This is a genomic window from Pseudidiomarina woesei, from assembly GCF_001418345.1.
Lineage (GTDB): Bacteria > Pseudomonadota > Gammaproteobacteria > Enterobacterales > Alteromonadaceae > Pseudidiomarina > Pseudidiomarina woesei.
The window spans coordinates 314606-332007 of record NZ_LIPW01000001.1 but is presented as its reverse complement, the minus strand read 5'-3'; the positions used below and the strand labels follow the sequence as shown (position 1 = coordinate 332007).

Sequence of the window (17402 nt, the reverse complement as noted above, 5' to 3'; positions counted from 1 at the left end):
ATTCTCTATTCCATTTGTTTTTGCGGGGGCATTAATGCCAGAAAAGGCGTTTAAGCAAACAAATATTCGCAATTTCTCAGTAATTGCGCACATTGATCATGGTAAATCGACCTTATCCGATCGTCTTATTCAACATTGCGGCGGCTTAACTGACCGCGAAATGGCCGAGCAGGTGCTCGACTCTATGGATCTTGAACGCGAGCGCGGTATTACCATTAAAGCGCAGAGCGTGACATTGCATTACACGGCGAAAGACGGTGAAACTTATCAGTTAAATTTTATTGATACACCAGGCCATGTCGACTTCTCTTATGAAGTATCGCGCAGCTTAGCCGGCTGTGAAGGGGCATTGTTGGTTGTTGATGCTGCTCAAGGTGTAGAAGCTCAAACCCTAGCCAACTGCTATACCGCTATTGAAATGGACTTAGAAGTAGTGCCGGTTTTGAATAAAATCGACTTACCACAAGCCGACCCAATGCGTGTGGCTGAAGAAATTGAAGACATTGTTGGTATTGAAGCCATTGATGCGGTTCAGTGTTCAGCTAAAACTGGGATTGGTATTGATGAAGTGCTTGAGCGTATTGTGCGGCAAATTCCGCCACCACAAGGTGACCCAGAAGCACCTTTGCAAGCTTTGATTATCGACTCCTGGTTTGATAACTATCAAGGCGTTGTGAGCTTGGTGCGGGTAAAGAATGGCGTCTTGCGCGCGGGCGACAAAATGAAAGTTATGTCGACAGGGCAAACATACCAAATTGATAAAGTAGGCTTTTTCTCGCCCAAACCAACGGAAACCGGCATTTTGCGTTGCGGCGAGGTAGGTTTCGTTATTGCTGGTATTAAAGAAATTCTCGGGGCGCCAGTAGGTGATACCTTAACCTTGGCCAAGCAGCCAGCACCGGCAGCGTTGCCAGGCTTTAAACGCGTGAAGCCTCAGGTATACGCAGGTATGTTCCCCATTTCGTCTGACGATTATGAGAACTTCCGTGATGCATTGGCAAAATTGTCACTCAATGATGCGTCATTATTTTATGAGCCTGAAAACTCGGCCGCACTTGGTTTTGGTTTCCGTGTCGGCTTTTTGGGTATGCTGCACATGGAAATTATTCAAGAGCGGCTTGAGCGCGAATATGACATTGACCTAATTACTACGGCACCAACGGTGGTGTACAAGGTAATCACCAAAGACGGCAAAGAGCATAAAGTTGATAACCCAGCGAACTTGCCGGCTGTAAATGACATTGAAACCATTTATGAACCGATTGTTGAAGCGAATATACTGGTTCCGCAAGAATTTTTAGGCAACGTGATCACGCTATGTGTTGATAAGCGTGGTGTACAGACCAAAATGGCTTATCACGGTAATCAAGTTGCGGTGACTTACGAGTTGCCAATGGCCGAAGTGGTGATGGACTTTTTTGATCGCTTGAAGTCGACCAGCCGTGGCTATGCGAGCTTGGATTACAACTTTAAGCGCTTCCAAGAAGCTGACATGGTGCGTGTTGACGTACTTATCAATGGCGACAAAGTTGACGCGTTGGCATTAATCACGCACCGTGATAATGCACAGGGACGGGGCCGTGAACTGGTAGATAAAATGCGCGAGTTAATTCCGCGACAGATGTTTGATATTGCGATTCAGGCCACTATCGGTACACACGTTATTGCTCGTTCAACCGTGAAACAGCTACGTAAAAACGTGACTGCTAAGTGTTACGGCGGTGACGTAAGCCGTAAGAAAAAGCTTTTGCAGAAACAAAAAGAGGGTAAGAAACGCATGAAGCAACTAGGGAATGTTGAAGTTCCTCAGGAAGCGTTTCTTGCGGTACTTAAAGTAGGAAAATAAAGACGACGTGCGCAAGGGAAAACACCGATAATGGCAAACTTTTATTCCATACTGTTAACGCTAGTGACGCTAGCGGCGGGATTAATTTGGTTGTATGACGCGAAATTTAAAAAGCCGCTTCGTACCGCCAAAATCGCAGAGGAAGAGCAGCGTTTACAGCAGCAGCTTGATGATGAAGCGCGAGAACGTCTTGCTCCTCAAGGTAGAATAGCTGAATTTGCACAGTCGGTTTTTCCAATTCTTTTTGTTATTTTAATTGTGCGCTCGTTTTTCTATGAGCCGTTTCGCATTCCGTCTGCTTCAATGATGCCGACCATGTTAGCGGGCGACTTTATTTTGGTGCAGAAATACAGTTACAGCCTACGTGATCCGTTATTCCGTCATGAGCTGTTTCGTACTGGTACCCCTGAACGTGGTGATATCGCCGTGTTCAAATATCCGTTGCAGCCAAATGTTGATTACATTAAGCGCATTATTGGCACCCCCGGTGACCGCATTATTTACCGCAACAAAACCCTGTATCTAGAACCTGCGTGTGTCGCGCAAGAAGCTGAATGCCCTAAAATGCAAGTGATTGCTCGTGATATGAAGCAGCAAGATGAAGTTTACTTTAGCCGCTCAACACCGCTAGTTCGTTATACCGAACAAATTGGCGACGTGACGCATGATATTTTAGTGGACCCAACAGTTGCTCCGCGCACCGCTTATTTTTACCAACAATCAGGAACTGCTCCCGACGAGTGGATAGTGCCACAAGGGCAATATTTCTTCATGGGCGATAACCGTGATAACTCTGAGGATAGTCGCTACTGGGGGTTTGTTCCCCATGACAACTTGGTTGGACGGGCAACATTTATTTGGATGAGTTTTGAAATGGATCGTGATGCCAACAGTTTGTTACCACAATGGGTACCAACTGGTATACGTTGGCACCGATTGGGCAGCGTGGAGTAAGTTGTGAGTTTACCCAAACCGCCGGCGCAACAACTGGAAAAAGCTTTTGGTTATACGTTTAGTAACCGCGAGTTGTTGCAACAGGCTTTAACGCATCGTAGCGCGGCTGCAGTGCATAACGAGCGCTTGGAGTTTCTGGGCGACTCGGTGCTCGGTATTATCATTAGTGAAGCACTGTTTGAGAAGTTTCCAAATATTGACGAAGGCGACTTAAGCCGTATGCGAGCTACTTTAGTTTGCGGCAAAAGCTTGGCAAAGCTAGCGCAGAAGTTTGAGCTTGGGAAATTTTTAGTGTTAGGCCCAGGAGAAATGAAAAGCGGCGGGCATCGCCGAGAGTCAATTCTAGCTGATGCGGTGGAAGCATTGCTTGGTGCCATGTATTTAGAAAGTGACTTGGTAACATGTCGTGAAGTGGTGTTAGCTTGGTACGCGAAACAACTTGATAGTATCAAGCCTGGTGCAAGCCACAAAGACCCTAAAACGCGGCTGCAGGAATATTTACAGGGCCGTCAATGTGCACTTCCGGTGTATGAAGTAGTGGCCACTCAGGGCCAAGCACACAATCAACAATTTACGGTAAGTTGCCAAGTAGAAGGTATTGCAGAACTCATTCGCGGTACCGGTACCAGTAGACGCAAAGCCGAACAGAAAGCGGCAACCGACGCACTGGCGCAGCTTCTCGAACAGGATAAAACCTCATGACCGATTTAAATATCGATGAAAATATGAGCTCAGCGTCGGCTTTTGTGGCGATAGTTGGGCGACCCAATGTGGGTAAATCAACCTTGTTGAACCGCATTTTGGGGCAAAAAATTAGTATCACTTCGAGTAAGCCACAAACTACTCGACACCGTATTCTTGGCATTGAAACTGAAGGCGATCGGCAAATTGTCTACGTTGACACGCCGGGCCTGCATAAAGATGAAAAGCGGGCCATTAACCGCTTGATGAACAGAGCCGCGTCAAGCTCACTTAGCGGTGTTGAAGTGATTTTGTTTGTGGTTGAAGCTGGCAAGTGGTCAAGCGATGACGATATGGTATTGACCAAACTGAAAAAAATGAGCAGCCCAGTTATTCTGGTGGTGAACAAAATTGATCAGTTTAAAGATAAAACCGAATTATTACCGTATTTACAAAAGTTATCCGAAAAACATACGTTTGCTGAAATTATTCCGTTGTCTGCAGAAACCGGTGCACAAGTAGATGCGCTGAGAACGTTAGTGCATAGCTATGCCAAGCCAGGCGTACACCATTTTCCAGAAGACTATGTGACAGACCGTTCACTGCGTTTTATGACCGCTGAAATTATTCGTGAAAAGCTGATGCGTTTTACCGGTGACGAGCTACCTTACAGCACGACCGTGGAGATTGAGCAGTTTAAAACGGCCGAGTCGGGCACCACTCATATTCATGCACTTATTTTGGTTGAACGAGACGGACAAAAGCGCATGGTTATTGGGGCCGGTGGTAGCAAACTAAAAACCATTGGTACTGAAGCGCGGCGTGATATTGAACCGCTCGTAGGTGGCAAAGTGCACTTACAACTCTGGGTAAAAGTGAAGTCGGGCTGGGCTGATGATGAACGCGCTTTGCGCAGCTTAGGTTACGGCGAGGACTAAGCCATGGAACCGGCGTTTGTACTGCATCGCTGGCCCTACCAAGATAGCAGCTTGTTGGTGGAACTACTGAGTGCACAGCAAGGGCGTTTTCGGGTTATTGCCAAAGGGGCTAAACGGCCGAAAAGTAAGTGGCGCAGTATTTTGCAACCTTTTACGCCACTTGTGGTGCAGGCCAAAGGGCGCGGTGATTTACTCACGCTTAGCGCCGCCGAAGCTAGCGAGCCAGCCATGAACTTACAAGGCCACGCGTTATATAGTGGCTTTTACGTGAATGAGCTTGTACAACGCCTTACCACACCTCATCAAGCAATCGACGAGCTGTTTCATGACTACCACGAAACCCTGAACATGTTGGCGAAAACAAGCCATGTGGAGCCGGTACTGCGGCGTTTTGAATGGCAACTGCTGTGTCATTTAGGGCATGGGTTTGATTGGCATGCCGATGATCAGCAACAACCTTTTTTACCGGAACAGACGTATCACTTTAAGCCCGAACGGGGTTTTATTTTGGCAGCCCAGAGTAGCTTTCAAAATAGTACGGCTGAAACGCCCTTAACCCCTTATGCAACCGGTGAATTTTTAATGACAGGCGCAGATATAACACGCATTGCAGCGTTTGAGCAGCTTGATCAGCGCCTGCTAAACTTACTTAAACGTATTATGCGATCTGCGCTGCAGCCTTATTTAGGTGATAAGCCGCTGCGTAGTCGCCAACTCTTTACCCAATTTAAGGACAAATCATGACGCATTCTGCAGATATTGGCCCCATTTTATTAGGTGTAAACATTGATCATGTGGCAACCGTGCGTAATGCCCGTGGGGTGAGCTATCCAGACCCAGTGACAGCGGCTGCAGTTGCTGAACAAGCGGGTGCTGACGGCATTACTGTGCATTTGCGTGAAGACCGTCGGCATATTGTTGACCGTGACGTTGAAATTTTGGCGCAAACGCTACAAACCCGAATGAATTTAGAAATGGCGGTGACTGACGAGATGCTAGCGATTGCGAGCCGTATCAAGCCCGCCTATTGCTGTTTGGTACCGGAAAAACGCGAAGAGCTCACCACCGAGGGGGGGCTTGATGTCGCTGGGCAGCAAGACAAAATTAAAGCAGCGGTAAGTCAGTTGGCTGAACACGATATTGCGACGAGTTTGTTTATTGATGCCGATAAACGCCAAATTGATGCTGCGGTTGCCTGTGGGGCGCCAATTATTGAGCTGCACACCGGGCATTACGCTGAACAAACCAATGAACAACAGCAGCAGTTAGCTTTGGCCCAGTTGCGAGACGCTGCCGAATATGCCCAAGCTGCCGGCTTACAAGTTAACGCTGGGCATGGTTTGCATTACTTTAACACCGCCGCTATTGCTGCTATTCCGCAGTTGGTGGAACTGAATATAGGCCATGCGATTATTGCCCGCGCAGTATTAGTGGGCCTTGAGCAAGCAATACGTGACATGAAAGCTATTATGCAGCAGGCGCGCCTACAAGTGCAGCAACAAGGTCGCTAGCCCATGGCGCAAATTTATAAACCACAGCCGCGCCAAGCAAAAAATAAACCAGTATTGGCGCAAACTGTGGTAGGGCTTGATCACCAGGGGCGTGGAGTTATTCGTACGCCACAAGGCGTGCGTTTTGTGGCCAATGCGTTACCGGGTGAAACCGTTAACGTGATGGTTGATGGTAAGTACACGGCGAGTTTGCTTAAGGTTTTAGAGCCCAGCGCGCACCGTGAGAAACCACCTTGTGACTATTATCAAAGTTGCGGTGGTTGTGATTTTCAACATCTCGAGCTCACCGCACAGGTAACTCACAAACAGCAAACCGTGCAAGAAATGCTACGTAAGTTTGCAGGTATTGAAGCGCAAGCCTGGTTAACACCGTTGCAGGCTGATGCTTGGCATTATCGCCGTAGAGCTCGTTTAGCCGTGCACTTTGATCGCAAACGTCAGCAGTTAACGCTCGGTTTTCGGGCATCGCAAAGTAAGCGAATTGTAGCTATCGACAGTTGTTTAACGTTGGCACAGCCGTTAAATAAGCTGTTAAAGCCCTTACGAGATTTAGTGGCTAACCTGGCATTAGCCAAGCACTTAGGCCATGTTGAACTGATTGAGTTTGCCCAGCAGCCAGTGGTGTTGCTGCGTATAGCAACTCGCATAGAGCAATCTGACAGAACTCAATTAGAAGTTTTTGCAGAAGCGAACAATGTTGCCGTGTGGTTGGCCTACGAACACAGTGTTGAACCGTTGGTAGCAACGCAAATTTTACCTCAATACCATACCGATGGTGCCATGCTAAGTTGCCAGCCAACCGACTTTATTCAAAGCCATCGGCAGTTAGGGCAGACCATGGTAGCGCAAGCGCTAGCATGGTTAGATGTTCAAGTTAACGAGCCGGTGATTGAGTTGTTTGCCGGTAGTGGTCATTTCACCATTCCATTGGCTCAAGCTGGTGCCAAAGTGACAGCCATTGAGGGGGTTATCTCTATGGTTGAGCAGTTGCAACACAACGCAACTGCAAATGGCGTTGCGGTTGACGCTTTTTGTGCCAACCTAGAGCAGCCGTGGCCGCAACAAAGTTGGGGCGGGAAAACATATAAAAAAGCACTGTTAGACCCTGCGCGCGCCGGAGCGGCTATGGCAGTTGAAGAAATAGCGAAACGTAATATTGCTCGTATTGTGTATGTTTCTTGTGCCCCCGACACGCTAGCTCGTGACGCAGCAACCCTGAAAGCACATGGATATGCATTAAAACGGGCTCAAGTTATTGACATGTTTCCGCAGACCCATCACATTGAGGTAATCACACTTTTCGAACGGGAGTAACACAGTGGTTTGGGTGCGAAGTACGCATGTTGATAAACCGCATCAACAAGGCGATTGGCTAGCGGAATTAAGCTCAGAAACGCGACGCGAGGAATTGCGAGCGCATGCCGAACGCCTAAAAGCGTTATGTGACAATGCCCAAAAACCACAGCTATTGGTTAAAGGCGAAGAAATGGTCGAAATTCTTATCGGCCTAAACCTTGATCAAGAGTCGTTAGTTGCCGCCTTATATAGCCCCGCCTACGAGGCTGCTCTGCTAGATAGTGAACAAGCATTATCGTGGGGTGGCAAAAGCCTACCGATTTTATTAGAAGCTGTGCAAAATATGCAGACCATTAGCGCGCTGCAGCACTTTCAACACGGCAAACCCAGCTTAGTCCAAATTGACAACGTACGGCGTATGTTACTGGCCATGGTGACTGATGTGCGTGCGGTGTTAGTGAAACTTGCTGAGCGTATTTGTTTTTTGCGTGAGGTAAAAACTCTCGACGAAGAAACACGGGTATTAGCCGCCAAAGAATGTAATGAAATTTACGCACCGCTCGCGAACCGTCTTGGTATTGGTCAGCTTAAGTGGGAATTGGAAGATCTTGCCTTTCGCTATTTACACCCAACCACTTATAAAGCCATTGCTAGCCAATTGCATGAGCGCCGTATTGACCGCGAAAACTACATTCAAAATTTTGTCGGTGGCCTGCAACAGGCGCTTGATGCAGAAGGGGTGAAAGCCACCGTTTATGGGCGCCCTAAGCATATTTATTCTATCTGGCGAAAAATGCAGAAAAAGCATTTAAATTTTGAGCAACTGTTTGATATTCGCGCGGTGCGCATTATTACTGAATCGCTGAAAGACTGTTACGGCGCATTAGGCGTGGTACATAGCTTATGGCGCCACATTGCGTCAGAATTTGATGACTACATTGCGACGCCCAAAGCCAACGGTTACCAGTCAATACACACGGTTGTGTTAGGCCCAGAAGACAAGCACGTTGAAATACAAATTCGTACCCAAGCCATGCATGACGATGCCGAGCTAGGTGTGGCCGCGCATTGGATGTACAAAGAGGGTAGCGCGACTGGCAAAGGGTCAGGGTTTGAAGAAAAAATCGCATGGCTGCGTAAACTGCTGGCTTGGCACGACGATATGGCTGGCAATGATGGTTTAGTTGAGGAAATTCGCTCACAGGTATTTGAAGACCGCGTGTATGTGTTTACCCCTAAAGGCGAAGTCATCGACCTGCCAAGTGGCGCCACGCCGTTAGATTTTGCTTATTACATTCATTCGCAAGTTGGGCATCGTTGTGTTGGGGCAAAAGTAGATGGTCATATTGTGCCATTCACCTACACGCTAAAAAACGGCGAACGGGTTGAAATTTTAACTCAGAAAAACGTACAACCACGCCGCGACTGGTTAAATCCGGCCAATGGCTATCTACAAACGCCGCGTGCACGAAGCAAGGTGGTGGCTTATTTCAAGAAACTTGATCGCGAGAAAAACGCCAAAGCCGGCCGTGAGTTACTAGAAACCGAGCTTAATAAAATTCAGGTGCCGTTAAGCCAAGCAGAGTCTGTGCTTGAACGCTTTAACATGGTGCACTTAGATGATTTGCTCGCGGCAATAGGGGCTGGTGATGTGCGGCTGCATCAGGTTGTTAACCAGTTGAAGCCAGCAGATGACAATGCTGCTGAGCGTATTGAACGACTAACCGCCAAAGCGCCTAAAGCAGGCAAAAGCCGTAGTGGCAAGCAAAGCGACGTTACCGTTGAAGGAATTGGTAACCTACTGGTGCAATTTGCCAAGTGTTGCCAACCTGTGCCCGGTGATACAATTCTTGGGTTTGTTACACAAGGTCGCGGTGTGTCTGTGCATCGACGCGACTGCGAGCAATTAATACACTTGTTAGAACAGCACCCGGAACGCGCGTTGGCGGTTAGTTGGAGCCAACAAAAACGCGGTAATTATCGCGTTAATTTACGTATAGACGCCGACGATCGTCATGGTTTGTTGCATGACATAACAAGTGTTCTGGCGAACGAAAAAGTCAATGTAGCGCAGCTTGACTCACATTCAGATGCAGCCACGCGCCAGGCCCGGCTAGCGGTGGGAATAGTGGTTGCAGACACTGAAAATTTACAACGTTTGGTGAATCGCCTTGGGCAAGTAAAAGGCGTTCATAAAGTCGAGAGAATAACGCAATGAGCCGTAGCAACTTCAGTGGAACCGAAGCTTTAATTAATGTCATGCAGCGTTTACGTGATCCCAACGGCGGTTGCCCGTGGGACCTGAAGCAGACCATGACAAGTTTAATTCCATATACCATTGAAGAAGCGTATGAAGTGGCGGCGGCAATTACCGAAGGTAACCCTGAGGAAATTAAAGACGAGTTAGGCGACTTGCTTTTTCAGGTGGTGTTTTACGGGCAATTGGCGGCTGAACAGCAACAATTTACTTTTGATCAGATTGCGCAACATACGGCCGACAAGCTTATTCGGCGCCACCCGCACGTGTTCGGGAGCAGCACTACACAAACCGATGAAGAAATAAAAACGCAATGGGAGCAGATAAAAGCCGAGGAAAGAGCGGCAAAAGACTCCTCTGGCAGTGTTTTTCACGGTATCCCGGATAATCTACCAAGTATTTTAATGGCGCAAAAATTACAAAAACGTGCCGCCAACGTTGGTTTTGATTGGCCAACTATCGCCCCTGTGATGGCAAAAATTCGGGAAGAAATTGCAGAAGTTGAAGAAGAGCTCACTAAATCAGAGCGTGATCAACAAGCTTTAGAAGCCGAAATTGGCGATGTGTTGTTTGCGGTGGTGAATTTAGCGCGCCATGCACAGGTAAACCCTGAACACGCATTGCGCCGCACCAACGTCAAATTTAAACAACGTTTTCAAGCTATAGAAAAACGCCTAGCACAAAATGACCAGCAACCGGCGCAATTATCATTAGACGAGTTAGAAGCGCATTGGCAAGCTGTAAAAGTTGAGGATTAGCGAAAATCACACGGCTTTACGTGATTTTAAATTGTCGGATTGCAGTGCTTCGGGTATACTGTTTTCCCGTCTTGAAGCAAATCCCTTTTAACCTGACGACTTAGGTTTCGCATGACAACTAATTATATTTTCGTCACCGGCGGTGTTGTATCTTCGCTGGGCAAAGGCATTGCTGCAGCTTCTTTGGCGGCAATTCTTGAAGCTCGTGGCCTTAAGGTTACGATTCTTAAACTCGACCCTTATATTAACGTCGACCCAGGCACCATGAGCCCCATTCAGCACGGTGAAGTATTCGTGACTGAAGACGGCGCTGAAACCGACCTTGATTTAGGTCATTACGAGCGCTTTATTCGCACCCGAATGACTAAAAAGAACAACTTTACTGCCGGCCGTGTGTACGAAGATATTATTCGTCGCGAGCGCCGTGGTGAATTCCTTGGTGCAACCATTCAGGTTATTCCGCACATTACCAACGAAATTAAACGCCGTATTGTTGACGGCGGTGAAGGTTACGATATTGCCATTATTGAAATTGGCGGTACCGTGGGCGATATTGAGTCGCAGCCGTTTTTGGAAGCCATTCGCCAGTTGGGCACCGAAGTAGGGCGCGATCGCACCTTGTTCATGCACCTAACCTTGGTACCGTTTTTAGGTGCGGCGGGCGAAGTGAAAACCAAGCCAACTCAGCACTCGGTAAAAGAGCTGCGCTCAATTGGTATTCAGCCAGATATTTTAGTGTGTCGCTCTGACCGCGCATTACCGGCCAATGAAAGGTCGAAAATTGCGTTATTTACCAACGTGGAAGAAAAAGCCGTAATAGGTTTGAAAGACGTTGATAGTATTTACAAAATTCCAGCCATTTTGAAGTCACAAGGCCTCGATGAAATTGTGGTACATCGTTTCCGCTTGGACTGCCCAGAAGCTGATTTGTCTGAATGGGAGCAAGTGTTGTATCAAGAATCAAATCCAAGCGGCGAAGTGACTATTGGGTTTGTCGGTAAATACATTGAGCTACCCGATGCTTATAAGTCAGTTAACGAGTCACTGGCGCATGCTGGTTTAAAAAATCGTTTAACCGTGAATATTCGCTATATTGATGCGCAAGACGTCGAAACCAAAGGCGTCGCCAAGTTGGCTGATGTGGATGCGATTATTGTTCCAGGTGGCTTTGGCGAGCGTGGCATTCAAGGTAAAATCATGGCCGCTCAGTATGCCCGCGAAAACAATATTCCGTACCTGGGAATATGTTTAGGTATGCAAATTGCGTTAATTGAATATGCCCGTAACGTGGCTGGCTTAGCCGGAGCCAATAGTACCGAGTTTAACGACAAAGCCGAGCACCCTGTGGTGGGTTTGATCACTGAGTGGATGGACGCGAAAGGGCAAAAAGAAATGCGCGACCAAAGTTCAGATCTCGGCGGTACCATGCGTTTAGGCGCACAGCCATGCAACTTGGTGAAAGGCACCAAAGCACGTGCGTTATATGGCAAAGATGTGATTCAAGAACGCCATCGTCACCGTTACGAAGTGAATGGTCATTACGTTGAGCAGCTTGAGCAAGCCGGCTTGAAAATTTCCGGTTGGTCACATGACAATCGCTTGGTCGAAATTATTGAAATTCCGAATCATCCTTGGTTTGTTGCGGCGCAATTCCACCCGGAATTCACTTCAACCCCGCGTGATGGTCATCCGTTATTCCGTGGCTTTATTGAAGCCGCTGGTATTTATCAAAAGCAGCGTCGCGCTTAAGCGCCGCGTGTATTAACAGGAGTATTTTAGTCTCATGGCAGCAATTAAGAACATTGTAGCTCGTGAAATCATGGACTCACGTGGCAACCCAACTGTTGAAGCCGATGTGTTTTTGGATAATGGCCACTGGGGCCGTGCGGCAGCACCAAGTGGCGCATCAACCGGTTCGCGCGAAGCCCTTGAGTTGCGTGACGGAGATAAATCACGTTACCTAGGTAAAGGCGTTGAGAAAGCCGTTGCCAATATTCACGACAGCATTGCACCGGCATTACAAGGCGTGGACGCAACGGATCAAGCTCGCGTTGATCACATTATGCTAGAACTTGATGGCACCGAAAATAAAGAAAAACTCGGTGCAAATGCAATTCTGGCCGTATCGCTAGCGGCCGCCAAGGCAGCAGCAAGCAGTAAAGGCATGCCATTATACGCACACATTGCTGAATTAAATGGCACCGCAGGCCAATTCAGCATGCCATTGCCTATGATGAATATTCTTAATGGTGGCGAACACGCAGACAATAACGTTGATATTCAAGAGTTTATGATTCAGCCAGTGGGTGCACCAAGCTTCCGTGAAGCGTTGCGTATGGGCGCTGAAGTATTCCACGCGTTGAAAAAAGTATTGCAAGCTCGTGGCCTTAGCACCGCGGTTGGCGACGAGGGCGGTTTTGCCCCAAATTTGGCGAGCAATGAAGAAGCTTTGGCGGTTATTGTTGAAGCGGTAGAAAAAGCTGGTTACCGCATGGGCGACGACATTACCTTAGCGCTTGATTGTGCGGCATCGGAGTTTTATCGCGATGGTCAATACAGCTTAAGCGGTGAAGGTAAATCATTTGACGCTGCAGGTTTCGCTGAATACCTTGATGGCTTGTGTCAACGTTACCCAATTATCTCTATTGAAGATGGTTTAGATGAAAGTGATTGGGACGGTTGGAAAGTGCTGACCGATCGTTTAGGCGAACGCGTTCAGTTGGTCGGTGACGATTTGTTTGTAACCAACACCAAAATTTTGAAACGTGGCATTGAGCAGGGTATCGGCAATTCAATTTTGATCAAGTTTAACCAAATCGGTAGCCTGTCAGAAACCTTAGCCGCTATTCGTATGGCCCGGGAAGCTGGCTTTACGGCAGTTATTTCGCATCGCTCTGGCGAAACTGAAGACGCGACCATTGCCGACTTGGCGGTAGGTACCGCCGCGGGTCAAATTAAAACGGGCTCACTGTGTCGTTCAGATCGTGTAGCTAAGTACAACCAGTTATTGCGTATTGAAGCCGAATTGAACGGCGAAGCGCCATATCGCGGTCGTGCTGAAGTTAATGCAAAATAAGCGCTGCGCTAACTAGGTCGCCACCATGACACAGCAAGGCGATATTTTTCAGCAGCTCACGTCTACCACGAGTGTAGGCGTGAGCTCTGCTGCATTTGCAGAGCTGTGCACTGCGTTATACGAACGCGAGTTAAGCTTGCTTGCGCACCAACCTCAGGTTTCGACAGGCTTACTGCAGCGACGGTTACAAAGCCTACCTTATCATGTCAAAAATGCCGCTCGGGGAATGCTTGAAAACGAGGCGCCATATACACTGGATATTCAAAATGCCAGTTGGCAGACACCGCAAAAGCGTCAATTAGCGATTAGTTCTACCCAACCCGCAAAATTACAGAAGTGGCTTGGCCGCCAAGCTAGACTTGGTGATACTGTGCCAATTTTTGACTTGCGAGGGCCAATTCATCTGGCTCGCTTAGACTCGATAGACCGCATTGATAGAGAACAGCAGCGCGTGCATTGTAATATGCATGGTTGGTTTGATTTTAGTGGTCGATGCATAGAGCCAGTAGGCGAACATTCAACTGGTTCATCACAAAACGACAAGTTGTGGTTGTTAAAACCAGATAGCAGCAACTTAGCGCCGGCATTTTGTGGGCATCAATGGAACCACAAAGGTAAGGTTGATCCACGAACGTTGTCGTTACGTGAAGTTCTTTTAGCTACCACAGTCGATTTTTAAACATAGGTGCTATTTGGGGTGAAGTAGTGAAAGGTTAAAACGCTCCCCAAAAGGCAATGGCACTTGCAACCATCACCAAAATCAAACTGATTTTTCGGAATAAAAGCTCTGATAAATAGCCACTAACCTTATGGCCAAGCCAAGCACCACTAATAGCGCCAACCAGTAAGCTAGCTAATAGAGTGAGCTGTTCGAGTTGATAACGCCCTTGAACGCCAAACGAAATGATGTTTGTTACTGCTAACGCCCAAAAAAATACGGTGAGGGTGGCGCGAAAGGCGAGGCGTTCAAGGCCATTGCCAGTAAGAAATAACACTACGGGTGGGCCGCCAAGGGTCAGAGCACCATTACTAAAACCTGCCAGTAGCCCAGTCATTGTTTGTAATGGTGCCCCACTTTGATGACGCCATTGCAGACCAAACCAAAATAATACGGCCACTAAAAATATCATGATAGCCATAGCCATTTGCAGCCAATCAAGCCGCATGTACGCCAGTAAATAATTGCCCATTAATGTGCCGATTATTCCACTGAGTAATAATGCGCGCCACTGCTTGAAGCGAACGTGATGGCGAAGAGCCCAAGCTAGGTAGGTTGCCATGACAAAATTAACCACTGACAAGGTTGGGGTAATAACGGTTAGCGGTAACAATAAGGTCAACAAAGGAACTGCGATTAAGCCAGAGCCAAACCCTGTAATTCCTTGTAGGCAAGCACCAAGAAACATAATGGCAATAATAATTAGGTATTCCATAACCGCTCGTGTTATTTGTCGTTGGGCTTTGTGGCAAAGGTCGATATACTAGCAGAATCGTCACGCCAATTTATAATAAACAACGACGGTCACTGAGAAAAGCTTTGGGGTACACATGCGACTTCTAAAAGTACTGTTTATTGTTGCGCTAGTTGCACTGCAATATCGCCTTTGGTTTGGTAAGAATAGCTTACCGGATTATTGGGCGCTGCAGTCTGATGTACAACGTCAGGCTGAGACAAATCAACGCCTAGAACAACGTAATTATGTATTAAAAGCCGACATTACTGATTTGCGTGACGGACAGGTGGCGCTTGAAGAGCGTGCACGTAATGAACTTGGGCTAATTAAAGAGCGCGAGACGTTTTTTCGCCTTGTTCCTGTTAAACAATCAACGAATGACTAAAGACAATGGATAAGCAATCCAGCCTAGCTGCTGTAATTCCTGCTGCAGGAATTGGCAGCCGTATGCAGCTTACGACCCCAAAACAATATTTAACCATTGCCGGACAAACCGTATTGCAACATAGTGTTGCTGCACTTGCGCGCGACCCCCGTGTTGCGCGAATTATTATAGCCATTGCCAAAGCAGATCAACATGCACAGCAACTGCATTTCTCTGTCGATGTGCCTATCACTTGGGTTACAGGCGGCGCTACACGTGCTGCGTCCGTGGCAGCGGGAGTGCACAAGGCAAGGCAATTAGGTTATGACTTTGTGGCGGTGCACGACGCTGCGCGGCCCTGTTTGCAGGCTGATGAGTTATCGGCAGTAATCAGCGCCGGTATGCGTCATGCCGATGGCGCCTTGTTAGCTGTGCCTGTAGCGGACACGTTAAAACGAGCGCAAGATCAACAGGTGCAGGAAACTTTAGTTCGAGATAACCTCTGGCGCGCCCAAACACCACAAGTATTCGCTTGCGACAAATTGCTACGCGCGTTGTTAGAAGTGGGCGTAAATAATGCAGCAATTACTGACGAGGCATCAGCCATTGAGCTTGTCGGTGGGCACCCTCAATTAGTAACAGGGCGTTCAACCAATATCAAAATCACTCAGCCAGGCGATGAAGCCCTGGCAACACTGTTTTTAACCAATAGGAATATATGATGCGAATTGGTCACGGCTACGATGTGCATAAATTTGGGGGGCAGGGGCCACTTACATTAGGTGGAATTCATGTTCCCTATGCCGAAGGTTTGATTGCACACTCTGACGGCGATGTGATTTTGCACGCTGTTGCCGATGCTTTGCTTGGCGCTGTCGCACTTGGTGATATTGGCCAGCATTTTCCGGATACAGATGATACGTATGCCGGCGCTGATAGTGGCAAGCTGTTGCAGCATGTTTACAGCTTAGTGCTTGAAAAGGGCTTTGCTATAGGAAATCTTGATATCACTGTGGTTGCCCAAGCACCCAAACTTGCTGAGCATATTCCAGCAATGCGACAACGCATTGCGCAGTTGCTTAATACTAGTGATGACTTCATTAATGTCAAAGCGACCACTACCGAGAAACTTGGGTTTGTGGGGCGCAAAGAAGGCATTGGTTGCCATGCTGTGGTACTGGTGATGCCGGTGGTGCCTCGTGACTGAAGCTTATTTACATGGAAAGCCGAGTAGCGAAGGGGTTTTCAAAGCTAGCCCTGAAGACTTTCAAGTGACCGAAATTCTTGAATTGCCGATAACAGAGCCTAGTGAACAAGTTGGTGAACATCAGTGGCTTTGGGTTGAGAAAAAAGGCGCGAATACAGCTTTTGTGGCATCGCAACTGGCGGCATTTGCTGGGGTTAAAGAGCGCGATGTTAGCTATTCTGGGTTAAAAGACCGTCACGCAGTCACGTATCAATGGTTTTCCATACAGCTGCCGGGGCAGGCATTGCTAGACTGGACACAGTTGGAGCACCCAGAGTTCAAAGTGTTAACTGCAGCATTACAGCCCCGTAAATTAAAAACAGGCACTCACAAAGGCAATCATTTTGTGTTGCGAGTTCGCCATATTAATCAGCCGGATTCATTCGAAAAGCGTTGGCAAGCGATAGTCGCTGATGGTGTCCCCAATTACTTTGGTGCGCAACGTTTTGGCCATAACGGTCAAAATATTGAGCAAGCGAAGCGCTGGTTTAATGGCGAGTTAAAACGCCGACCAAGCCGTCACCAAAGTGGGCTGTACTTGTCAGCTGCACGTTCTTTTTTGTTCAATCAAATATTACATGAACGGCTTATTGCAAATCGATTGCAGCCAGAAGTAGGCGATGCGATGATGTTGCAGGGTAGCCAATCATTCTTCGTTGTAGAGTGCATTGATGATGAGCTGCAAGCGCGTTATGCCAGTGGCGACATTCAACTGACAGCGCCATTGCCAGGCAGTGGCCGGCAGCTGACTGCAGCTGGCGTTGCTGAATTCGAAGCCGCGGTGTGTGAACGTTACCCAGAGTTACACCAAGGGCTGCGTAAACAACGTCTTGATGAGGCTCGTCGTCCGTTATTGCTTAAGCTGCAAGCACCGCAAATGCGCTGGCTTACGGATGATTGTGCTGAGCTTGAGTTTTCGCTTGGGCGCGGTGCATTTGCGACCAGCGTACTGCGTGAACTTATTAACGATATCGCACGTGAAGAATAAATAGATGATGATTTAATACAAGGTAATCAAACT

At 47.7% G+C, this 17402-nt stretch carries 17 protein-coding genes; 16 read left to right on the top strand and 1 reads right to left on the bottom strand.

Annotation, left to right across the window (positions count from 1 at the left end):
• Positions 1–34: 34 nt before the first annotated feature.
• The 12 genes from lepA (at position 35) to ASC40_RS01550 (ending at position 13996) form a co-directional block, all read left to right on the top strand.
• Positions 35–1846, top strand: coding sequence for a translation elongation factor 4 (gene lepA / locus ASC40_RS01605; protein WP_055438037.1), 1812 nt, complete (start codon positions 35–37; stop codon positions 1844–1846).
• 30 nt (positions 1847–1876) lie between these two features.
• Positions 1877–2800, top strand: coding sequence for a signal peptidase I (gene lepB, locus ASC40_RS01600; protein ID WP_055438036.1), 924 nt, complete (start codon positions 1877–1879; stop codon positions 2798–2800).
• A gap of 3 nt (positions 2801–2803) precedes the next feature.
• Positions 2804–3502 (top strand): ribonuclease III, encoded by a 699-nt coding sequence (rnc, locus tag ASC40_RS01595; RefSeq protein ID WP_055438035.1) that lies wholly within the window; start codon positions 2804–2806, stop codon positions 3500–3502.
• Positions 3499–4419, top strand: coding sequence for a GTPase Era (gene era / locus ASC40_RS01590; RefSeq protein WP_425415047.1), 921 nt, complete (start codon positions 3499–3501; stop codon positions 4417–4419). The genes rnc and era overlap by 4 nt, the downstream gene beginning before the upstream one ends.
• A gap of 3 nt (positions 4420–4422) precedes the next feature.
• Complete coding sequence (gene recO, locus ASC40_RS01585; protein WP_055438034.1) at positions 4423–5163, top strand: DNA repair protein RecO; 741 nt, start codon at positions 4423–4425, stop codon at positions 5161–5163.
• Positions 5164–5177: 14 nt separating this feature from the next.
• A complete protein-coding gene (gene pdxJ / locus ASC40_RS01580) occupies positions 5178–5930 on the top strand; it encodes a pyridoxine 5'-phosphate synthase (RefSeq protein WP_141656102.1) in 753 nt (250 codons plus the stop codon).
• A 3-nt stretch (positions 5931–5933) separates the two neighbouring features.
• The gene (rlmD, locus tag ASC40_RS01575; RefSeq protein WP_055438032.1) at positions 5934–7244 is read left to right on the top strand and encodes a 23S rRNA (uracil(1939)-C(5))-methyltransferase RlmD; all 1311 of its coding nucleotides are present in this window, start codon (positions 5934–5936) and stop codon (positions 7242–7244) included.
• 4 nt (positions 7245–7248) lie between these two features.
• On the top strand, positions 7249–9444 hold the full coding sequence (gene relA, locus ASC40_RS01570; RefSeq protein WP_055438031.1) for a GTP diphosphokinase: 2196 nt from the start codon (positions 7249–7251) through the stop codon (positions 9442–9444).
• A complete protein-coding gene (gene mazG, locus ASC40_RS01565; protein WP_055438030.1) occupies positions 9441–10241 on the top strand; it encodes a nucleoside triphosphate pyrophosphohydrolase in 801 nt (266 codons plus the stop codon). Before relA ends, mazG begins: the two co-directional genes overlap by 4 nt.
• Before the next feature lie 111 nt (positions 10242–10352).
• Positions 10353–11990 carry a CTP synthase gene (locus ASC40_RS01560; RefSeq protein WP_055438029.1) on the top strand — a complete coding sequence of 546 codons (1638 nt, stop codon included), beginning with the start codon at positions 10353–10355 and terminating at the stop codon, positions 11988–11990.
• A gap of 34 nt (positions 11991–12024) precedes the next feature.
• Complete coding sequence (eno, locus tag ASC40_RS01555; RefSeq protein ID WP_055438028.1) at positions 12025–13317, top strand: phosphopyruvate hydratase; 1293 nt, start codon at positions 12025–12027, stop codon at positions 13315–13317.
• Between the two features lie 25 nt (positions 13318–13342).
• The gene (locus ASC40_RS01550) at positions 13343–13996 is read left to right on the top strand and encodes a hypothetical protein (protein ID WP_055438027.1); all 654 of its coding nucleotides are present in this window, start codon (positions 13343–13345) and stop codon (positions 13994–13996) included.
• Positions 13997–14030: 34 nt separating this feature from the next.
• Here the strand turns inward: ASC40_RS01550 and ASC40_RS01545 are convergent, their stop codons facing one another.
• A complete protein-coding gene (locus tag ASC40_RS01545) occupies positions 14031–14750 on the bottom strand; it encodes a sulfite exporter TauE/SafE family protein (RefSeq protein ID WP_055438026.1) in 720 nt (239 codons plus the stop codon).
• 115 nt (positions 14751–14865) lie between these two features.
• Between ASC40_RS01545 and ftsB the strand changes: the two genes are divergently transcribed.
• The 4 genes from ftsB to truD are packed head-to-tail and all read left to right on the top strand — an operon-like array spanning position 14866 to position 17369.
• Positions 14866–15156, top strand: coding sequence for a cell division protein FtsB (gene ftsB, locus ASC40_RS01540; RefSeq protein WP_055438025.1), 291 nt, complete (start codon positions 14866–14868; stop codon positions 15154–15156).
• 5 nt (positions 15157–15161) lie between these two features.
• Complete coding sequence (ispD, locus tag ASC40_RS01535; protein WP_055438024.1) at positions 15162–15857, top strand: 2-C-methyl-D-erythritol 4-phosphate cytidylyltransferase; 696 nt, start codon at positions 15162–15164, stop codon at positions 15855–15857.
• Positions 15857–16342 carry a 2-C-methyl-D-erythritol 2,4-cyclodiphosphate synthase gene (ispF, locus tag ASC40_RS01530; RefSeq protein ID WP_055438023.1) on the top strand — a complete coding sequence of 162 codons (486 nt, stop codon included), beginning with the start codon at positions 15857–15859 and terminating at the stop codon, positions 16340–16342. The genes ispD and ispF overlap by 1 nt, the downstream gene beginning before the upstream one ends.
• Complete coding sequence (truD, locus tag ASC40_RS01525; protein WP_055438022.1) at positions 16335–17369, top strand: tRNA pseudouridine(13) synthase TruD; 1035 nt, start codon at positions 16335–16337, stop codon at positions 17367–17369. The genes ispF and truD overlap by 8 nt, the downstream gene beginning before the upstream one ends.
• Positions 17370–17402: the final 33 nt, after the last annotated feature.